This window comes from Streptomyces sp. NBC_00569, from assembly GCF_036345255.1.
GTDB lineage: Bacteria > Actinomycetota > Actinomycetes > Streptomycetales > Streptomycetaceae > Streptomyces.
The window spans coordinates 2,306,600-2,326,283 of record NZ_CP107783.1 but is presented as its reverse complement, the minus strand read 5'-3'; the positions used below and the strand labels follow the sequence as shown (position 1 = coordinate 2,326,283).

The following is a 19,684-nucleotide window of genomic DNA, read 5'->3' as shown; positions in this document are numbered from 1 at the left end:
CCGTCATCCGGGTGAGGAGCCCGCGGCACCTGCCCGTTGACGCCGACGACCCGCGGTCGTACCGTGCGGCGGGCAGAGATGTGACCGTCATTCATAAACGAGGACATGGGGTGGGGTTGTGGGGCAGCGCAGGGTCGTGGTGTCGGGGGGCGGTACGGGGATCGGGCGGGCGGTGGCCGAGGTCTTTGCGGCGGACGGCGACCACGTCGTCCTCATCGGGCGGCGCGAGGGGCCTCTGGAGAAGGCCGCCGGAGAGCTCGACGCCGCGCACGGTGCGGGAACGGCCTCCTGGGTCGCCGCCGATCTGAGCGATCCCGGCCAGGCCCGTAGAGCCGTGGAGTTCTGCACCGCGGGCGGCGCGCAGGTCGACGTGGTCGTCGCCAACGCCGGCGGCAACGTCGCACCAGCCCACGACGGCACCCTCGAAGGCATCGCGGACAGCTTCCGCCGCAACTTCGAGGCCAACGTGCTCACCGCCGTGCTGCTCACCGAAGGGCTGCTGCCGCACCTCACCCGGCCCGGCGGCCGGATCATCCAGATGTCGTCTATCGCCGCGCTGCGCGGCCCCGGTTCGTACGGCGGCTCCAAGGCCACCGTCAACACCTACACCGTCGACCTGGCGCAGAAGCTCGGCCCGCAGGGCATCACCGTGAACGCGGTCGCTCCAGGCTTCGTCGCCGACACCGAGTTCTTCGGCGACCGGGCCACGCCCGAGTTCGTCACCGCCCGGACCAAGCAGTCGCTGACCGGCCAGGCGGGCCGGCCCTCGGACATCGCCGCCGCGGTGCACTATTTGGCGTCATCTGAAGCGGCGTACATGACGGCGCAGATCGTGCATGTGAACGGGGGCGCAGCGCTAGGGCGTTGACGGTCCGTTACCGGTCCGCAGCCGACCGGCGCGCGACCAACCCGACTCCATGCTCGTTGCACCGGCATGGGGATCTCGCCATTGAAGATCGTTAATCTTGAAGTTGCTGGTCTGGAGGCTGGAATGGGTGGGTGATTGGGTACTCGCGCTGGTCGTGGGCGAGTGTCGATGCTGAATCGTCTGTCAGCGGGCGACTTCGTGGTTCGTGAGTACGAGCAGCGCCCGCAGCAGCGTGGTGGCGTGGCGGGTGTCGAGGCGGAGCTTGTGAGGATTCGCCAGCTTTTCCGGTGGGAGGAGGCGTGCTCGCAGACGGCCCTTTCCCACGCGATCAGCTTGTTGACTTCGTTCTTCGCGCTGGTCAGCGGCTTGGTGCGGGCGGCCTTGTAGCCGGTGATGAGCACCGGGTTGTCCGGGTCGTCGTCCCGGCCTATGAAGCCGAGGTCGCCGAGCGCGCCGAGGCACGCCACCCGCAGGTGTTCGATGAGCTTGTTGTGGCGGGCGGTGGTGATCTCCGAGGACCGGCCGGGCCGTGCGGCGGAGATCCACACCAGTCGGCGGCCCTTCTCATAGGTGAGGGCCAGGAACAGCAGGCCGTGGGCCTTGTGTTTGCCGGAGTAGTTGCGCTGGTTGGCCGCTCCGGTGCGGCGCCGGGTTGCGGATAAGGGTGCCGTCCAGCAGCACCACCTCCCCACCCTTTCGGACGATTCTCTTCAGCGCCCGATCCGGGCGCTCGGCCGGGCGGCGAGCAGCGTGCACACCTCCAGCACCCAGCGGCGCACCGTGGCCGGGGAGACACCGTTGCCGCTGGCCATGTCGAGAAGCCGCTGGTCATGGCGGAGTACCGCGAGCGCCCGTCCGCCGGGACCGGACGCACTCCCAGCCGGTCACCAGGCGCTGCTCCACCCGGTTGTGCTGGAATACGAGTCCAGCAGGTCCACCACGAAGACCAGGGTCGAGCCCGCCGGGATCAAGGGCGAGGGCGACTGATTGCCGTAGCCGAGACGCGGGGGAACGATGATCTCGCGCCGACCGCCGACCTTCATCCCCCTCACCCCCCGGTCCCAGCCCTTGATGACCTTGCCACTGCCCAGGGCGAACTTGAACGGCTGGCCCCGGTCCCAGGAGGCATCGAACTCCTTCCCGGACTCGAAGGTCACCCCGACGTAGTGGACCCTGACCACCATGCCCGGCTTCACCTCAGCTCCGTCCCCGACGACCAGGTCCCGGATGGTCAGCTCGGTAGGAGCGTCACCCTCCGGAACGTCGACCTCGGGCTTCGTCAGTTCACTCATTGCCGCCTCATCACTCTCCGTCGGAAGCCGTCGCACGGATCAGCCGGACACATGGACAGTCCATGCAGCAGATGGTCACGCTACCGAGAATGCCGGTCTCCGGAGCACAGCAGATCCAGCGGCCACACGTGATGATCTTTTGCACTGCCGATGAACGCGACCGGCACGCACAGGTCACGCAGTAATCGCCAGAACGAGACGAGGTGCAGACGGCTGTCGGCACATTGCGAAACATGTCGACCGGACATGGGACTTCGCAGGCACAACTCTCTGCAACAAGCAGTCCGAGCGCCCCCGCACCGTCCGCTCCATCCGAGCCCTCGTCCTGCGCCTGACCCGAGAGAACAGCACCTGGGGCCACCGCCGGATACAGGGCGAACTCGCCCGCCTCGGCTACCCGATCATCCCGTCCACAGTCTGGGAGATCCTCCACGCAGCCGGCATCGACCCCGCCACGCAACGCTCCGGCCCGACCTGGCAGCAGCGCGAGGAGGAGTGAAGGCACCGGGAGTTGGAGGGCGGCCTATAGTCGATCTCATGAGTCGTTGGCAGGAACTGACCGGTGGCACATCCGGACACGAGTACGCCGCGCGCTTTGCTGCGCTGGCCCGCAACGGCAAAGATGTGCATGGTGAGGCGCGTTTCTGTGCGGCCCTGGTGCCCGCTGGGGCGCGGGTGCTTGACGCCGGGTGCGGTACCGGACGGATTGCGATCCGGCTGGCGGAGCTGGGGTACGACTGCGTCGGGGTCGACCTCGATGCCTCGATGCTGGACGTGGCGCGGGCTCACGGACCTCAGCTGCCGTGGTTCCGGGCCGATCTCGCCGAGTTCGATCCGGCCGGGCTCGGCATCGCCGCGGACTTTGACCTCGTCGTTGCTGCCGGCAATGTCTTCCCGCTGCTGGCCGCCGGGACCGAGGGCGCGGTGGTCGAGCGCCTGGCCGGGGCCCTGCGTCCGGGCGGCCTGTTGGTCGCGGGTTTCGGCCTGGACGCAGCCCACCTGCCCGTGCCGCCCGGTATCACGCTGCCGGAGTACGACGCGAGTTGCGCTGCGGCGGGTCTCGCCCTCGTCGACCGCTTTGCGACCTGGGACGCTGACGCCTACGACGGCGGTGGCTACACCGTCAGTATTCATAGGGCCGGCCCCTGACTCAGTCGTCCAGCTTCATGACCACAGGGGTCAAGCCCGCTGCGGCGGAGTCCTGAGAGCCGAGAAGGAGCCAGCCCCCGTTACGAGGGCGTGATTGCCACGAGCGGCATGTAAGGGTGGCTGAGGGTTCGAAGTTGACGTGAGTGTGCGCCATGGGAGCTGGGTGGTGTAGGCAACTGGATTGCCAGGGACGTGAATTGGCGTCCACGACGTACGCGTCCGGTCGGGAGCGGCAGTGGGATCATGTCACAGCCTTGAACTGGGCGTTCCAGGTCTGTAGTTGCGCATAGCCCGTGCCCGCGCCTGGGGGTCAAGGGGTCGCAGGTTCAAATCCTGTCGTCCCGACTTGTGTTGTCGCAGGTCGGAGGCCGTTCTCTCGTGATCGAGAGGGCGGCCTTTCGTGCGTTCCGGGGCGTGGTGGTCGCAGTGCGGTCGCACGTTGTCCTCGGGACTGGCTGGCCGTGGTGCTGAAGGCGGGCGGGGCGGGGTTACGCAGTCGTCGGAGGGCCTTGCGGAGACTGTGGTTCTGGTCGCGTGGTGGTCGCGGCCACGTCGGTCGGTCTGTTGAAAGACCGGTGGTCTCGGCTTGGGTGAGGGTGCGGTCGATGGTGTCGACGGCTTCGCGTGCGGCCTGCTGGGTGAGGTGGCTGTAGAGGTTCGCGGTGGTCGACAGGGTGGAGTGCCGCAGGGTCTTGGAGACCACGGTGAGCGGTACGCCTGCGGTGATGGTGATGGTGGCGGCCAGGTGTCGCAGGTCGTGAACAGTGATTCTGGGGACGCCGGCTTCGTCGGACAGGCGGTGGAGACGGTCGAGCACGAGTTGTGGTCCGAGTGGGCGGCTGTCGGGCCGGCAGATGACGAGCCCGGCGAATGGGTCGGCGGGGTTGCTCCGGGTATGGGGAGCGGTTGGTGCCCGGTGGCGGAGTGCGGTGGCGACGCGGGGTGAGATGGCGACCCAGTTGCGGCTTGCTCGGGTCTTGGGTGTGGTGAGGACGAGGCGGTTGTTGTCGATGGCGGAGAGTGTGCAGCGTACGTAGAGGACGCCCTGGTCGAGGTGGACGTCGTCCCAGTGGAGGCCGAGGGCTTCGCCCTTGCGCGTGCCGGTGCCTATGAGGAATTCGAACAGGTCGGCCATGTCGGGGTCGGCCTGGTGGCAGTAGGAGAGGAAGCGTGCGGCCTGTTCTGGTGTCCAGATCCGCCGCTCCGGTGAGGGCGATCGGCGCGGGACGGGTGGGCTGGCGGGGTTGTGGGCGAGGCGGTGTTGGCGGACCGCGTCGCCGAGGGCGCTGGAGAGGGTGGCCAGACACCGGGAGAGAGTGACCTTGCCGCGGCCGGCGGCGAGCTGGCTGGTGGCGAAGGCGGCGATGTGCCGGTGCCCGAGCTGGTCGAGCTTGAGGGTGCCGAAGCCGGGGATGAGGTCGTTGCGCACGTAGTCCCGGTAGCGGGCCATGGTGGTCGGCTTGAGCACCAGGGCTTTCGCGGTGAGCCAGGCGTTGAGGTAGTCGGTGACGGTCTGGTTGGGGTCGGCGTCGAACCCGCCCGCCTCACCATCGAGGAATCTGAGCAGCGCAGTCTCGGCGCTGTCCTGGCTTGGGAATCCGCCGCGGCGGATGGTCGTGCGACGGTGATCCGGGTTGGGGGTGTCGACGGCGAAGGTCCACGTCCCGTGATCGCTGTCCGTGACCAGATGTGGACAGTGCGCACACAAGGCGGACCGCACAACGCGGCATGGCTCCGGCTTCCCCTTGGACCGGCCCCACCGCGTCGCGATCAAGCTTCGGTGAGACTGGTCAAGCTCCGTTGAGATATACACGTCGCAATCGCGTTGGTCTGCAGCGGAACCGCGGACTTGTTGTCCGCGGACAACAACGACGCCGGCCCCGCAGTTGGCGGCGCGACCCTCGATAGTTCCGAAGGCCAGTCAGCGCCCGTGCCCCGCGCGGAGGACGTATCGGGCAGCGTTGCTGCGCCCCGCGGGTACCAACAAAGCGGGTCGGTCGGAAAGCACCTCGTTTCGATCAGCCCTCACTCACGCTTCGCACGCGTCAGTCCATGAATCGGGCTTCCGGTTCTTGGTCGCCCCAGAGTGATTCAACTCCGGCGAGTCGCAGCCACCTTCCTCATCGCAAGTCAGACGAGTCGACGACAAGATGCTGACGTGCAGGGCTGGGGCCGAGGTGCCGGAATGACAGCTGGCAGCAGGGTGCTCGTGAGGGGACGTAGGTGCCAGGCTGCACGTGCGGAATCAATCATTGGGCGTGCGGTGTGTGGAGACACGGCTAGCTCGAGCCTGGCTTCTGCGAGGAACTGAGGCCTGCCAGCAGGGGTAGTGCTTGCCCTCGTGCGCCGGTCCTCGAAGTCCTCGGGGTGGAAGATCTGGAACAGAGTCAGCACGTAGTACGTGTACGCGGAGGCCTCTGTGATCAGTTGCTGAGCAGCCTCGGGCAGGGAGGCCACAGGTCCTGTGGCCGGAGCGACCCCGGAGGCGGCCACGTACTCCAGGGATGCCACGAGTTCCGTGGTGCTGTGTGGGCAGGCCGTGCGTAGCTGGTCCATGACGACGCGGTACCCGGACAGCCAGGTCGCGTTCTGATGCGTCCACTGCTGCTTGGCAAGCAGCGTCCGGAACCCGCCAAGCGTGTCGCTGAGTTCTTCAACGATGAGACGTCGCGAAATCTCAGTCAGCTCAACGGCTGAAGCTTGCTGGCCGGACGCGATTTCGCTGTGCATCTCCAGCATGCGGCGCCCGTATCGAATCAGGTCGCGGGGGAGGCCGCCCGACAGGGCATGGGCGAGGAACACGTATGGCTTCGGAAAGTCTCGTGCGCGCTCATCCATGATGTTGAGGGACTGCGTGAGGTCACCCGGCTGGACGTGCAGGATGTCGTCGAGGGAGCTGTCCGTGGCGTCACGGTGAGGCAGTCCTCGCCGGATGAAGGCTGCACCGACGTCCTCGGCGACGGAAATCAGGTAGTGCACGCTGGGTACGCCAAGGATCGCCTTGATTTCGCTGAGGAACGCGAGGGCTTGCTTGTCTGACCCCAGACGATCGAGTTCGTCGATGCAGATGATGGTTCGGCCCCCCTGCTTCTTAACGTGTTTCGCGACGTCGGCGAGCCTTGCGCGAAGGTCCTCTACAAGCTGCGGGAAGTTCGGGGGAATGCTGGCGAGCGACGAGGTGTGGGTGCTGCCGATGGTTGCTGGCCCTGAGGCGCCGACGTTGAGAGCTGCCGACGTGGACTGCGTGGTTCTGAGCTGGATCAGATGATCACGGCATTTGGTAACCAGCTCGGGTTCTTCTGATCGAACCCTCAGGGAGCCGACCTTGAGCAGGAGCATCCCTGCGACAGCGTATGCAACTCGTGCCGAGTTGTCGGGGTCCAGGAGGATGCCTCGGATGACGGCGATGCGCAGGAAGATCCAGAGGGCGAGGGCCAGCAGCAGGGCACTAGCTACCTTCCAGAGTGGAGCGAGCACGTGACGGTGGGTTGTCTCTCCAAGGATGTACGCGCCCAGAGAAATGAAGATCATTACAAGCAGGAGGAAGGTCACTCCCAGGCCCTTCGCGTGAAGGTCCAGAGCGTCCAAGAAGTGGCGCCTGACGTCAGCATCAAAGGGAAGGCTCACGATGGGCCCTAGGATCAGGCATGCCGCAGCCAGGCGAAGGGTCACTCCGGGCCAGCGAAGCAATCTGCGCCGCCATCGGTCGGACTTCCCCAGTCTCCAGAACACAAGCCCGGCTGCTGTGACAGCAAGGCCCGCGCCGACACTTCGCCCCTGCCAGATGTCTTCGGTGTGCTCCGTAATCCAGCGGCCTGTGGTTCCTGCCCAAGACTGCACGCCCTCTCTGTGCCTGTCCCACAGAGTTCTTACGGTCTTGGCTGTACCGAGGGTGATCAGTGCGATCGCAGGGATACCGAAGAACAGGCTGCGCCGAATGCCCCGGAACACTCGCCGTACATGCTGACGGGTACGCACGAATCCGGATAACCGGGTCAGCTGCGGTACCTCGACATCCTCACGCGCCATGAACCGCTCACAGAGCTTGGTGAATGTGGCGAGCACAAGGTCGTAAGGCGTATAGGCAGCCGGGACACGCACGGTGACGCTGAAGACGTCAGCACTCCTGGCGGCGGCTTGCAGCACCGTGGTCTTCCCAACCCCACGCGGTCCGCATACTGCAATGGTCCCGTCCTCGAGAGCGGCCAACTTGCGCTCCAGTTGGCGTGACGCTTCGCCAGTCACCACCCACCTCGCGTCGGTCGCCGACCGCAGTCCCGCAAAGTCCCCGGGAAGGAGCACTGAGTGAGGATCTGCCCCCATCAGCTGCTCAATCACCTGGATGGCTGCTCGAGGTGTTCCGTAATCGCGGAGGTCGCGTTCCCAGCTCTTTGCTGCCCTGCGTACGTCGAAGCGATCAAAGGGCAGGGACAGCGTGTACCCGACCAGGAGCAGCTGGTTCTTGAGGTTCTGCCTCGATCTGGAGTCGCTGATGGCTAGGAATGTGGGTGCGCAAGCCAACGCGCCTGCCCCGACAAACGCCGCTAGTTCGGCCCAGAGCGAGAGGCCCGACGACTGCGTATAGATGAAGATAAAGACGGCGGCGGACACCGAGGGGTAAACCAGCACTGACCGAACGTCAATACCCACTGTTGACCGGGCCCTTGCCCGCTCGGTGCGAGTCCGCGCGAGCCCGTCTACAGCGCGCCGGTAGCCAACAAGGCTGCCCCTCACCTGTCCCAAGGCGCGCCCGACTGTACTCGGCGACGACATCTCCGCACGCACCGCATCTGCGGTGACACCGGGCCGGGCGTCAAAATGCCGCCGCACGCGTGGAGAGTCAAGACTCGCCGCCACGGTCCTCGCGTACACGGTCTGCTCCTCTGCAGTGTCACAGCTGAGGATCTGATGCGTGTTGGGTGTCGGAGGAGGTGCCACAGACCAATCCTTTCCCCTTGAGTGGAGGCGCGAGTGTACTGGTCTCCAGAGGGTGACCAGTAGCGCCGCGGTCCGGTCCGACTCCCGCGAAGTAGCCCGCTGTATGGGAAATGCTTGGCCTCCGGTCCGTAGCCGTGCGGAGCAAATGGTGCGGGCCTCGCTCTACCACGGAGGTTCGTCCGACGTCCTCACATGTCGCGAGGGTGAGGTCCTCTCCAAGGCCGTCGCGGTCCGGGCAGCGGGTGAGCGGTAGTCGACGGGAGCTCCGCCGTGGAGGTCGGAGTGAAGGGTGGCGAGACACCGGACTCCGAGCTCAATCGACGGCGAAGGTCCAGGTGCCGTGTTCGCTTTCCGTGACCAGATGAGGACAGTGTGCGCCGAGCTGGTGGCGCTGAATGTCTCGGCAGCCGCAGCGGCGGTAGACACGCCCGCGGCCGGCGGGGGTGGTTGTACGCATGGGGATCGCCTCCAGCGTGCGGCAGGGCATGTCGACACTTCCAGCCTCCGCCGGACGCGATCACCAGGCGACCACCACGCCCTCGGCATGGTCTCTGACCTGGTCATATCCCTTGATAGGGCGTTAAGGGAGCAACCGTTCCAGCACTGCCTAACTGGGGCGGCGAGGCAGGCTCGGCATCGTGCGGATGTACAACCTCATCTTCACCGGAAAGGCCAGCCGCCTGCGTCGTGGCGACAAGAGCTGAAGGCGGCACTCAGGGGATCAGGCGGCCGAGCCCATCAGGCATTCCCGACGTCGGGCCGGACGCGCCGCCGCCAGGGAACTGCTCCGGCAGCGCTCCGACTCGTGGGACAACCGGCAGATAACGGCGTGCTCGGGCCCTGGCAGTGCCAACTCTTCGACTAGAACGCCCTCTTGCCGCGTCTACCTGCCCATCGCACTCTTTGAAGTGGGCACTTCGCGATCCGTGACCGGGGGAGGGGCGTATGACAGAACGACCCGGCGACCACTTACGCCGAACACGGCCAGCTTGGGAACTGCTTGAGGACAAGATCCTCATACACACCCGCGGCAAGAACCAAGAGGCCATCAGCCTCCCGGCACTCAAAAATCACGACGGAATCGTGCTCTGCGGCGCCGACGCTGCAGCCGCCGCCAAAGGTTTCAAGTACACCGCTGACGGCAAGCCGCTGCTCATCGACCAACAGGCCTACGAACATGAGGCCACCGCGGAAGAGCCGTTCTATCCGACGCCCGGCCTCAACGCAGATCTGCTCCCCCTCTTCGAGAGTGGACTCCTGGAGCAGCAGCACGCCGGTCAACTCCACAACGGCGCCACAGCAGCCCTCACACCCACGGGATACCTGAAGGCTGGCGACCGAAGTGCCGTCAGAGCAGCAACCGAACGCGCGCGAGACCTAGACCCTTCCACCACCATCTTCCTAGTGCCGCTAGACGGCCAGTGGCTCAAGACCGTAGACGCCATCGACTTCCTCGCGCGCACACTCGAGAGCGTCCCCCACCTCAAAGCCATCGCTCTCGGTGCCGACCGAAACCCACTCAATACCGCGATCGCAGCCCAGAACTTGCGTGCCCTCGTCACCCGGCTGCATCGCGTAGCACTCATCCGCACGGACCTCGCCGGGCTGGAGGCCTTCGCTCACGGAGCGATCTTCGCCTCCATCGGCATGCAGACCTCGCTCCGGCACATCAGTCGACCAGGTGGTCAACCACCGTTCAGTAGAGGGCAGTACACCACCGCTGTCCTGCATCCCGACCTCATGGACTACTTCAAAGCGGACAAGCTTGCCACCCTCTACGGGCGTCAGGATGCGACCTGCACCTGCAGGGTATGTAACGGTCGGCAACTCACTCGCTTCGACCACACCCGTGACGACCAAGCGGAAGCCAACCTGCACAATATTGCGATCTGGCTGCCGTGGGTCGAAGAACTCCAACGCTCCGCCCCAGGACGCGAGCGACGAAACGCGTGGCACGAAATCTGCCGTACCGCCTATGACGCATATCAAGAACACCGCGAAAAGCTCGCGGCCCCTGGCGAACTGAAGATCCCGCCGTGGCTCACCGTGTGGGCTGGGGAAGCAGGCTGATCACGTCGCTAGCCTGCAGCAACTGTGCGTACACCTGCTCAGTGAACAACCAGCCAGCAGACGTATGCCCAAACCGTGACGACGACCGAGGCGCCACCAGCAACTCCGGGGCCTCACCAGCCTGCCCGCGCACAGCCCCCAGGCCGTACACGCCGGCTTCCATCACCAGCAGCTCCGAACCGGCCGCAGGACCGTCCAGCCACACCGCCGACGTCGTATACGCACCGAACCGGCCCGCCCGTACCAGAGCACCCCGGGCCGGACGCGAAGCCCGCACCACGGCCAAGTCGACCTCAAGCGGCGTCACCAGACGACGCACCAGCCCACCATCCCGCCGCTCCACCGCGTGCTGCGGACAGCGACGCAACAATGAGCGCTCCCGCGCCGTCAGCACCGACGAGGGCACTGGAAGTCCGGCAGGAAGCTGCATCAGGCCCTCAAGCGCGCTTCGGTCCAATACGGGCTCGACACCGGCTTCCTGCCGCCGCTCCACCTCCGCTGCATTCAACCGAAACGCCAACACCACACGCACACCGCGCGCATGAACCTCCGCCACCGACGATCCCGGCAGCAGGCGGCCGCCAGCCACCACTTCGCACACTCGACGAGCAGCATCAAGATCTAACTTCGACGACATCACACACGTCCCTCATGAACGACAACCACAAGCACGCAACCACACCAGCACCCGCCCATCTACGAGAAATGGCGAACACCACACCGGCGCAACAGAAATGAGGCAGGGCCCGAAGCCCTCAGTCTCACCCTCGGACGTGTCCCACATGCTGACCGCCTCCCACAGTCAGGCGGCGCCCTCACGGGAGAGCCGTAGCGTGGCGTCGTATAGCGCCGACTTGCGTGTGGCATCTTCCATGGATCGATCAATTGGACCGTCGGCCCCGCAGAGTGTGCTGCCGCATCAGCCGTGAGATGTCCTTCGCGGTGATGATCCCCACCAGATGGCCGTCGTCCACGACGAGGATGCGCATGCCGGTACTCGGGCGGAGCCGGTCGAGAGCCTCACTCAGAAGATCACTCGGAGCGGCAACCGCGCACTGAGACAGCGGGATCGCCACATCGCACACACGAAGATCCTCCCGGCGCGCTTCTGGTATCCCGGCAAGCCCGCGTACCTGAACGATCCCGCTGGGACGGCCCTCGAAATCGAGCAGCGGCACGGCTGAATGGCGGGACTTCATTGCCACCTCGTCGATGAACCGCTGGGCGGTCAGCCAGTCGGCACCGGTGGTCACCGGGCTGGACATGGCACTGTCCACCCGCACGCCCCTGAGTGCCGTGTGGATCACGGCGCGCTGCCGTTCCGCGCCGGCGACGACTGTGATGAAGAGGCCGACGAAGACGAGCCACAGCCCGCCCGGCCCCCCGTGCAGGAGGCTTATCCAGCCGACAACCGTCAGCAGCACACCCACGACCTGACCGCTTCGGGAGGCCGCCCGATCCGCACGTTCCCGGTCTCCGGTGTGCCACCACAACGCCGCCTGCACCACCCTTCCGCCGTCGAGCGGCGCAGCGGGCAACAGGTTGAACGCGCCCAGGAACAGGTTCGCCCAGCCCAGCCACACCAGAACGGCTGCGGGCACTGCCCAGCCCGCCAGGTGGTGCAGCCCGATTCCCGCGCCGAGCGCGGCGCCCCCGATGGCCAGGCTGGTGAGCGGCCCGCTGACCGCCACGGCAAAAGCCACCGCCGCGGTCTTCGGGCGCCCCATGCGGGTCATCCCGCCCAGCGCCCACAGCGTCACATCCTCGACCGCGATCTTCTTCCTGCGGGCAGTCACCGCGTGCGCGGTCTCATGGAGCAGCAGGCTGCCCATGAGCAGCACGGCCCCTACGGCACTGGCGAAGGTGTACACCGCATCCGAGCGCCCTGGAGTCCATACGGGGAGGGTCTGGCGGCCGAGACCGTACGCGAACACAACCACCAGCACCGGCACGCTCCAGTGCATGCGCAGCGGTATCCCGACCACCTGTCCGACACGGACCGAGCCGTTCATCGTCGTCTCCTGCCGGCTCCGGAACCGGTCCACCGGGCAGGATCTCGCAACCTGCGCTCCGCAAACCGACCAGCACGGCACCCACCACCATTGTCGCTCCCCGCGGTCGGCGAGAGGCTCAGGGGACGCTCGCTTCTCGGTTCCGTGAACTCCGTTCATCACCTCGCTGCACACGTACGGGCAAAGAGAGCACCGGATCTAGGCTGGACGTACTCCAGCACTGGGAGGTGTGTCATGGAGCACAGCCACCACTTCCACCTGGATAAGGGTGACCACTCGATCACCGTGAACGTCGGGCCCGGAAGAAACGGAGAGATCGAGCTCCTGGTCAACGGAATGGCGCGGGGATTTTCCTGAGCCAGGCGCATCACCAGCTTCTTGATCGCCTTGTGGGTCGGTGGCCTCCCAGTCTGGCCTCGGCGGTGGCTGTAGTCCCACTTCTTGGCGATCAGCCTGCGGTGCCAGTGCAGCAGCGTGCCCGGCGTGATGGGGAACCTGTGCCCAGCGGCGCCGGGGCATCAGGGGCGACAGTGCCGCGAGCCACAGTCGGCCTCACAGCTTCTTCAACCCTGGTGCGGGGACGCCCGTCGGTTGGAGGAGCCGACGGACCTGGCCGTCGTCTTCGTCCTCGCGTGAGCGGCGCAGGCCGCCCTCACACTCGTACCGGCCGATTGTGAACCAACGGGACAAGCTCCCACACGATGACTAGATCAGTAGAAATGCGACTCATTCATCGCGATCGGGGTTGAGCCGTGCCCGGAGTTCGCTCACTTCGGACTGCAGGCTCTGCACCATGCGGTAGAGGGCCTGCACGGCGACCATGGAGACGCCGTTCACGTCGACGAGGTGGATGGAGCGATCGTCCGGGCCCAAGCCGAATGCGGCGTGCCAGTCCTGTGCCATCGGGCCGAGGTGCTGGACGTGCTCCTCGCCCCGGTAGCTCCAACTGCTGACCGGCACGGAGGCAACAGCCTGCAGGATGGCGAATCCGTCCCGCTGCGGGAGCGTCGGGCTCGGGTCGTCGCCCGGCGGAATCGGGACATGGTCTGCCGTCTTCGGCCCCGAGGGCCAACTGACCGGGGAGATCCGGCATTTGAGGGCTCGATCGCTCGCATCGCCTCCGCCAGAGTTGGAACTGCTGGAGTACCCCGAGTTGGACCACGTTGACGCCGGGCGCCGCTTTGTCGGCTCCTCGGACGTCTGCATCCACGTCTCGATGGTCGCCAGGAGATCCGCCCCCGCGACGGTCTCGGGGTGATCGTCGCCCAGCACTTTCCGCAGCGAGGCGACGGTCCGCTTGCAGAGCCGCTGGGCTGCCCCGGCGCCCTGCGTGTCCAGGGTGGCAATGACGACGTTCATGCGGATCCGAAGCGCGTCGGGATGCTCGTCCCCGAGGGCTTGGCTCATTCGTTCGGCGAGGTCCTCGAAGACTGGGAGGACAGGATCCGGTCCCTCGATGACGGCCCGGGCTGCTGCGTGATTGGACGCCGCCTGCAGTGTCTGGGGGTGCGTGGGCCCGAAGCTCAGCTCTGTGCGCATTGCGACGTCGGAGAGGGCGATGAGTGCTGCGTCCTGGTCGGACTCCAGGAGACAGAGCGCTTCGACTTCGGCCGCGTGGATGGTCAAGTGATGGTCCCGACCCAACAGCACCTCGCACTGCCTGCTGATGGCGGCGGCCATCGGCAGCGACCGGTCGACCGCACCGGCGGCACGGGTCCAGTGGGCCAGGGAAATACGAAGACGCAGACTGGCGGGATGGCCGGGTCCCAGGGCGCTATCCGCCCGGTCGGCGAGCCCCTCCAGCAGAGAGGATGCCTCCTCGGCCCTTCCAGCGCGCCCGGCGGACCAGGCGTAGGCGTGTCCCGCGTCGAGCGCGGCCGGATGGTCGGGCCCGAAGTGCTCGGTCACGGACGGCAACAGGTCGCCCAACTCGACGTATGCGTGTATCCAGTTCCCCTTGCGCCCGCCCGAGCGCGCCATGCCCCAACGTGCGAGGAGCCAGGTGCCCGGGTCCCGGTCCGGGCGGTTCGCCTCGGTGCGGGCCGCTTCGACGTAGAGCCGGTTGGCTTCGTGCCAGCGACCGGCGTAGCCGGTCCACAGCGCTTCCCGGATGGCGGCCAGCCGGCTGAGGACGTGGTCGTCGCCCAGATGTGCCCGGCAGTCGGCGCGCAGGCTCGACGTCAAGGCCAGTGCGTCCCGCACCGATCCGGAGTGTCCGGTCCAGAAGGCGAGCGCGTGCCGGGCCGCAAGTGTCTTGGGGCTGGCCTCACCCAACTCCGCCATAGCGCCGTCGACAAGCCGCTGGGCAACCTCCTTCGCCAATTGGGGTTCGTAGGCCGAGCCGAGGCGCGCCACGGCTTGTGACAGAAGGTCGAGTCGGCTCTGCCCCGGGGGCCAGTCCGTGAACTCCTGCGCCGAGGACTGCGCGAGGACGGCGTCCGCCTGGCCGTCCCAGCTGCCGATCCAACAGCCGGCGGGGATGCTCGGCCGCCGGGCTCCCTTCTGGTCCACCAAGCGCTGCCAGGCGCTCTGCCAGGAGTCGTAGTCGATGCTGAGCCTTCTGCCGTTGGCCTCGGCCACGAAGGCGATGCACCGCAGAAGGTTGTCGATGACCTGCCAGTCTCCGTTGCCGACCCGGTCGTCGTTCTCCTTTAGGTAGCCATAGAGGGTGGAACGCCTGACGGTCAGGAAGGACGGTACGTCGCTTCCGGCGGGCGCACTGGGCGGGACCTCGCCGGCCTTCACCATCTGCCCCGGTGTGACACCCCCGTCCTGCATGAGCCGGGCCAGCGCCGACCTGAACTGCCGCCACGTCTCCACAGCGTCCTCTCCACGGTGCCGTTCGGAACTGGCGTCCAGGATGTGCGAGCAAGTCCGGCACTGTCCAGGGACGTCCAGAACTCCGTCTCAATCCTTCCCGGACGTCTGAGCACCTTCAACGGCCGTCCCGGAACTTCCGTCAGAATCCGGGAATTGACTGTGGATCACCGTGTCGGGGTGCACTCGGAGCAAGCAGTCACCTGGTCTAAATCCGCACGTGGTCCCGGGAGGTCCTTCATGTCCTTCGTCCCCCACTGGCTGGACGGTTCAACGCCTCTCGGCATCCTGACCCTTGTCGCGTTCACGGTCCCAGCGCTGCTGAGGCAACTGTTGCTCTTCCTCGGCTTCAAATGGTCGCTGCGCGGAACCCGCAACGACGAGGCCCGCGTGTCACTGTTCACCGCGTTCTCGGCGGCACTGACTCCGCGCCGCCACCCGGTTGACGGCAGCCAGGCAGACCGGTTCCCCAGTGAGCACGCCAGCGACCGGGAGGGGACATGGCCGCGCTGAGGGGGCCAGTCGCGCTCGTACTTCTTCGCAATGTAGGTCGGCACCAGGTACGTGCATATCCTCGGCGTGACCAGCCATCCGGAGGGACCCTGGACCACGCAGCAGGCCCGCTGTCTCCTGATGAAACTCGACCACCGAGCATCCGAGTTCACCTTCCTCGTACGCGACCGGGCCGGCCAGTTCAGCAGGTCGTTCGACGCGGTCCTCGCCAGCCAGGACATCCAAGCCGTGAAGTTCCTTCCGCGCTGTTCGCAAGCGAATGCGTACGCGGAGCGGTTCGTGCGCACCGTCCGCTCGGAGGTCACCGACCGGATGCTCATCTTCGGTCAGCGCCACCTGCGCACCGTGCTGGATGAGTACGCCCAGCACTACAACGGGCGATAGCCGCATCGCGGACAACAGCTGTACCCGCCGCCGCCCGACCACCCCACCGCCGACCTCACCCACGAGAGGATCAAGCGCCGCCCAGTCCTCGGCGGACTCATCAACGAGTACGGAAGGGCAGCGTAGATCTGCAGGTCAGGACGATGACCCTGTTCTGGACCCCCACAGGGTGATGCGGAGTGGGTGGTGGTACGTGACGCGATGCCGGTCCCCGGATGGCTGAATGGCCGTGTCGGCCGCGGCAGATGGTCGACGCGGTGCGCTGCTTGGTCGCGGGCGGCACTATCTGGTGGTCGCGGAGTGGGTGGTGGTGCGCAACGCGCTGCCGGTTCCTGCCTGGCTGGAGGGTCGGGGCGGGAAGCCTGAAACGGGCCATGGCCCGAAGCCCCGCCAGTGCCAGACGTGCGAGACGCAGGACCTGCGGTGTGTCCGGCAGGATCCCGTAGCTGGGGCTCACACCCACGTGTGCCGGGTGCCGACGCAATGCCGTCGGCACCTCACGGTAGGCCGCGGCCGCCGCCTCGTGCGCGCGGGGCGCGGCCTCCGATTGCGAGAACCATGGCGCCTGCGCCCCTCGAGTGGGGCGCGCTGCTACGTCTGGTAGATCGGACCGCGCCGGACTGCAAGGCCGGCGGTCTCCCGTCCGCGGCCGCGAGAAAAGATCGGACCTCTTGCTTCAAGGCCCCTTGTGGCTAAGGGAAGTTGACTGCATCATTCCCGGCACGCGGGTTCACCTCCGAGTATGGGAGTCACTTACATGAACGAGAGGCACATCTCGGCCGCACTCTCCCGCCCATCCCGGCGGACCGCTCTCACTCTGGCCACCGGAGTGGGCGCAGCCACGCTTCTCCCGCAGACCGCCTCCGCCTGGGGCGCTTCTGCCGCCACCGTGGGGGCGAGCGCGTATTCCACCGATGTCTCGCCCCATGAACGGGTCGCGCGCGACGCCTCGTTGCGTTGGCGCACGCTGCCCGCCGACTGGAAGGACGGCGCGCTGCTCGGCAACGGGCTGCTGGGCGCCGTCGTCTCCAAGGGCGCCGCCGCGAACACCCTCCAGGTGATGCTCAGCCACACCAAGGTGCAGGACCAGCGCGGGCAGTGGCGTGCGGCCATCGGCTACTCCCGGCTGCCGATCGGCTGTCTCACCCTCAGCCTCTCCGGCGAGATCACCGCCGTCGACTGGACCCTCGACCTGTACGACGCCGAACTGCGCGGCACCATCACCACGGTCCGGGGCAGCGTCGCGTTCAGCATCCTGGTGCACAACTCCCGTGACGCACTGGTGGCGTTCACCGAGCCGAGCCCGGGGGAAGAGGACGCGGCCTGGTCCTTCACCTGGATGCCCGCCACCACGTCGCGCACAAAGGACAAGCCCGCCGACTACGTGGGCAACCCGGACCCCGCGACCGGCACTGCCGAGGGCACCTCCTATGTCGAGCAGCCGCTGATTGCGGGCGGCGGCTGGACCACGGCCTGGCGCGAGCGCCGCGACGGCACCCGCCGGGTGCTGGCCGCCCATGTCGTGTACCGGCACCCGGAGGAGCTGAGCGGCACCACGCGCCTCGCCCTCGCCGCGGTCGACCGCACCCTCGCTGCCTCCACCACGGGCCTGCTGAGCGAACACCGATCCTGGTGGCACCGCTACTACCGCCGCAGCTTCGTCTCCGTACCCGACAAGCGAATCCAGGACTTCTACTGGATTCAGCTGTACAAGCTCGCCAGTGCCACCCGCGCGAACGGGCCGTCCCTGTCCGAGTGGGGGCCGTGGTATCCGGAGACCGGCGGCAGCTGGACCGCCGTCTGGTGGAACCTGAACGTACAGATCGCCAGCTGGCTGCTGCAGGGCTCCAACCATCCCGAACTCGACTCCGTCACCTCGACGTTCAAGGCCTTCGAGGCAGAACTCCCCACATCCGTCCCGGCGGAGTACCGTGACGGCGATACCTACGCCCTCGCGCACCCCTCGGACTGGATGCTGCGCACCGGCGGAAAGACGGTCGGCGTCCCCGGCACCGCCTCCAAGACCGACAACACCGGCAACCTGCTGTGGGCGCTGCACAACATCTGGCTCAGCTACCGCCACTCCATGGACCTGGCGATCGTCCGCGACGTGCTCTACCCGATCCTCACCCGCGCGGTGAACTTCTACGACCATTTCCTGTACGTGGGTTCAGACGGCGCCCTGCATCTGCCGCTGACCCGCTCACCGGAGTGGGCCGACGCCGAGGACTGCACCTACGACCTGTCCCTGGTGCGCTGGGGCTGCACCACCCTCCTGCAGTGCCTGAAGCTGCTGCGCACGACGCACCCCAAGGCGGCCCGCTGGCAGGAGATCCTGGACCGGCTCACTCCCTACCCGCAGGACGCGACCGGGGTGATGGTCGGTGCGAACAAGCCGCTCACCGAGTCGCACCGGCACTTCTCGCACATGCTCTGGCTCTTTCCGCTCGCCGAGTACGACCACGCGCGCCCCGCCGACCGTGCTCTGATTGACACCACCTTCGACCACTGGGTCAAGGACCGTACGCAGTGGGCGGGCTACAGCTTCGCCGCCGCGTCCTCGATGGCCGCCCGGATCGGCCGTCCCGAGCAGGCCCTCGACCTGCTGACGTACTTCACCGATGGCAACGTGTTCCGCAACTCCCGGATGACCGAGAACACCATGTACGTCGAGGGTGGCAACCTCGCCGTCGAATCGCCGCTCACCGCAAGCCAGTCCGTGCTCGACATGATGATCCAGAGCCACTTCGGGCCGGTGCGGGTCTTCCCCGGTGTGTCGGCGAGCTGGCCCGACGCCAGTGTCCATGGCCTGCGCGCCCAAGGCGCCTTCCTCATCGACGCCGACCGGGCCGACGGCGCCACCCGATGGGTACGGGTGCACAGCGAGGCCGGCGCGCCGCTCGACCTGGAGCACGGGATCAGCGGGGACATCGACGTACGGGACGAGCAGGGGCGACGTTTGCCGTACCGCACGACGGGTGTCGGGCGCGCTGTGATCCAACTCCGGAAGGGCGCCGTGGTGTTGGTGACCCCTGCCGGCAAGAGGATCACCGGTCCCGCACCGCGGGACGTGCCCGCACTGTCGGCGCGGCGCCCCTGGGGACTGCCGGACTGAACGCGGAGTCAGCGCACCGGCGCGGCGGACTCGGGAGTGATGTTCTTGTTGAAGCGGAGCAGGTTCTCAGGGGCCCAGGCGGCCTTGACGGCGCCCAACCGCCTGTGCTTGGCCTCACCGCCGTGAACGGTCCGGCGCCACTGCGGGCCCTGGTCATCGGTGAGGTTGGTGTAGCCGTTCGTCAGTGAGTGAGGGCGCATCGCCTCGGCCATCGCCGTCGCCCATTGCTCGTACAGAGCGTCGTGCTCGGACGTGTCCCACATGCTGACCGCCTCCCACAGTCAGGCGGCGCCCTCACGGGTGAAGGCCATGGCGTCCTCGGCCGTGTCCTCGGAGATGGCGCCGCCTGTGGGCGCCGACAACCCATGACGGCGGACATCTGCCTAGCCGGACTGCATGTCGCGGGAATCCTTCTCTGGTCTGCCAGCTGCAGGCCAGAGTCGGAATCGTATTTCCGAGCGGGACAGGCGCTGTATCAGCTGCCTGCCTGGGCAGGTGACGGTGTGTCGGGTGTCGCGCCTGTCCT

General features: G+C 66.9%; 14 protein-coding genes. 6 read left to right on the top strand and 8 right to left on the bottom strand.

The genetic code is table 11. From position 1 onward, the window contains the following. Positions 1-118: 118 nt before the first annotated feature. Positions 119-868 (top strand): SDR family NAD(P)-dependent oxidoreductase, encoded by a 750-nt coding sequence (locus tag OHO83_RS10675; protein ID WP_329432988.1) that lies wholly within the window; start codon positions 119-121, stop codon positions 866-868. On the opposite strand, the gene OHO83_RS10670 is transcribed toward OHO83_RS10675, so the two are convergent. Both OHO83_RS10670 and OHO83_RS10665 read right to left on the bottom strand, forming a co-directional pair. Beyond that, positions 790-1,560, bottom strand: a complete 771-nt coding sequence (locus OHO83_RS10670) for a transposase family protein (RefSeq protein WP_330279327.1) — start codon at positions 1,558-1,560, stop codon at positions 790-792. The two genes, OHO83_RS10675 and OHO83_RS10670, sit on opposite strands and share 79 nt — an antisense overlap. 192 nt (positions 1,561-1,752) lie before the next feature. Then, positions 1,753-2,160: an FKBP-type peptidyl-prolyl cis-trans isomerase gene (locus tag OHO83_RS10665; protein WP_329432986.1), complete on the bottom strand. Its 408-nt coding sequence runs from the start codon at positions 2,158-2,160 to the stop codon at positions 1,753-1,755. Between the two features lie 537 nt (positions 2,161-2,697). Here OHO83_RS10665 and OHO83_RS10655 point away from each other — a divergent pair. After that, the gene (locus tag OHO83_RS10655; protein ID WP_330279326.1) at positions 2,698-3,309 is read left to right on the top strand and encodes a class I SAM-dependent methyltransferase; all 612 of its coding nucleotides are present in this window, start codon (positions 2,698-2,700) and stop codon (positions 3,307-3,309) included. A 310-nt stretch (positions 3,310-3,619) separates the two neighbouring features. Here the strand turns inward: OHO83_RS10655 and OHO83_RS10650 are convergent, their stop codons facing one another. Both OHO83_RS10650 and OHO83_RS10645 read right to left on the bottom strand, forming a co-directional pair. Beyond that, positions 3,620-5,029 carry a tyrosine-type recombinase/integrase gene (locus OHO83_RS10650; protein ID WP_329432984.1) on the bottom strand — a complete coding sequence of 470 codons (1,410 nt, stop codon included), beginning with the start codon at positions 5,027-5,029 and terminating at the stop codon, positions 3,620-3,622. A 410-nt stretch (positions 5,030-5,439) separates the two neighbouring features. After that, on the bottom strand, positions 5,440-8,181 hold the full coding sequence (locus tag OHO83_RS10645) for a P-loop NTPase fold protein (RefSeq protein WP_330279325.1): 2,742 nt from the start codon (positions 8,179-8,181) through the stop codon (positions 5,440-5,442). A gap of 1,011 nt (positions 8,182-9,192) precedes the next feature. On the opposite strand from OHO83_RS10645, the gene OHO83_RS10640 reads away from it, so the two are divergent. Next, positions 9,193-10,317, top strand: coding sequence for a hypothetical protein (locus OHO83_RS10640; protein ID WP_330279324.1), 1,125 nt, complete (start codon positions 9,193-9,195; stop codon positions 10,315-10,317). Here the strand turns inward: OHO83_RS10640 and OHO83_RS10635 are convergent. From OHO83_RS10635 to OHO83_RS10625, 3 genes are all read right to left on the bottom strand, one after another. Continuing rightward, positions 10,289-10,954, bottom strand: coding sequence for a hypothetical protein (locus tag OHO83_RS10635; RefSeq protein ID WP_330279323.1), 666 nt, complete (start codon positions 10,952-10,954; stop codon positions 10,289-10,291). The two genes, OHO83_RS10640 and OHO83_RS10635, sit on opposite strands and share 29 nt — an antisense overlap. A 244-nt stretch (positions 10,955-11,198) precedes the next feature. Further along, positions 11,199-12,329, bottom strand: coding sequence for a site-2 protease family protein (locus OHO83_RS10630; RefSeq protein ID WP_330279322.1), 1,131 nt, complete (start codon positions 12,327-12,329; stop codon positions 11,199-11,201). A 726-nt stretch (positions 12,330-13,055) separates the two neighbouring features. Further along, the gene (locus OHO83_RS10625; protein WP_330279321.1) at positions 13,056-15,149 is read right to left on the bottom strand and encodes a tetratricopeptide repeat protein; all 2,094 of its coding nucleotides are present in this window, start codon (positions 15,147-15,149) and stop codon (positions 13,056-13,058) included. Between the two features lie 237 nt (positions 15,150-15,386). Between OHO83_RS10625 and OHO83_RS10620 the strand changes: the two genes are divergently transcribed. The 3 genes from OHO83_RS10620 to OHO83_RS10610 all read left to right on the top strand — a co-directional run bounded on the left by OHO83_RS10620 (position 15,387) and on the right by OHO83_RS10610 (position 19,158). After that, positions 15,387-15,659 carry a hypothetical protein gene (locus OHO83_RS10620; protein WP_266675687.1) on the top strand — a complete coding sequence of 91 codons (273 nt, stop codon included), beginning with the start codon at positions 15,387-15,389 and terminating at the stop codon, positions 15,657-15,659. Between the two features lie 66 nt (positions 15,660-15,725). Continuing rightward, entirely contained in the window at positions 15,726-16,043 is a 318-nt protein-coding gene (locus OHO83_RS10615; RefSeq protein WP_329432977.1) for an integrase core domain-containing protein, read from the top strand. A 757-nt stretch (positions 16,044-16,800) separates the two neighbouring features. Further along, positions 16,801-19,158, top strand: a complete 2,358-nt coding sequence (locus OHO83_RS10610) for a glycosyl hydrolase family 95 catalytic domain-containing protein (RefSeq protein WP_329432976.1) — start codon at positions 16,801-16,803, stop codon at positions 19,156-19,158. An 8-nt stretch (positions 19,159-19,166) separates the two neighbouring features. Here the strand turns inward: OHO83_RS10610 and OHO83_RS10605 are convergent, their stop codons facing one another. Continuing rightward, on the bottom strand, positions 19,167-19,421 hold the full coding sequence (locus OHO83_RS10605; protein ID WP_329432975.1) for a BBE domain-containing protein: 255 nt from the start codon (positions 19,419-19,421) through the stop codon (positions 19,167-19,169). Between the last annotated feature and the right edge of the window lie 263 nt (positions 19,422-19,684).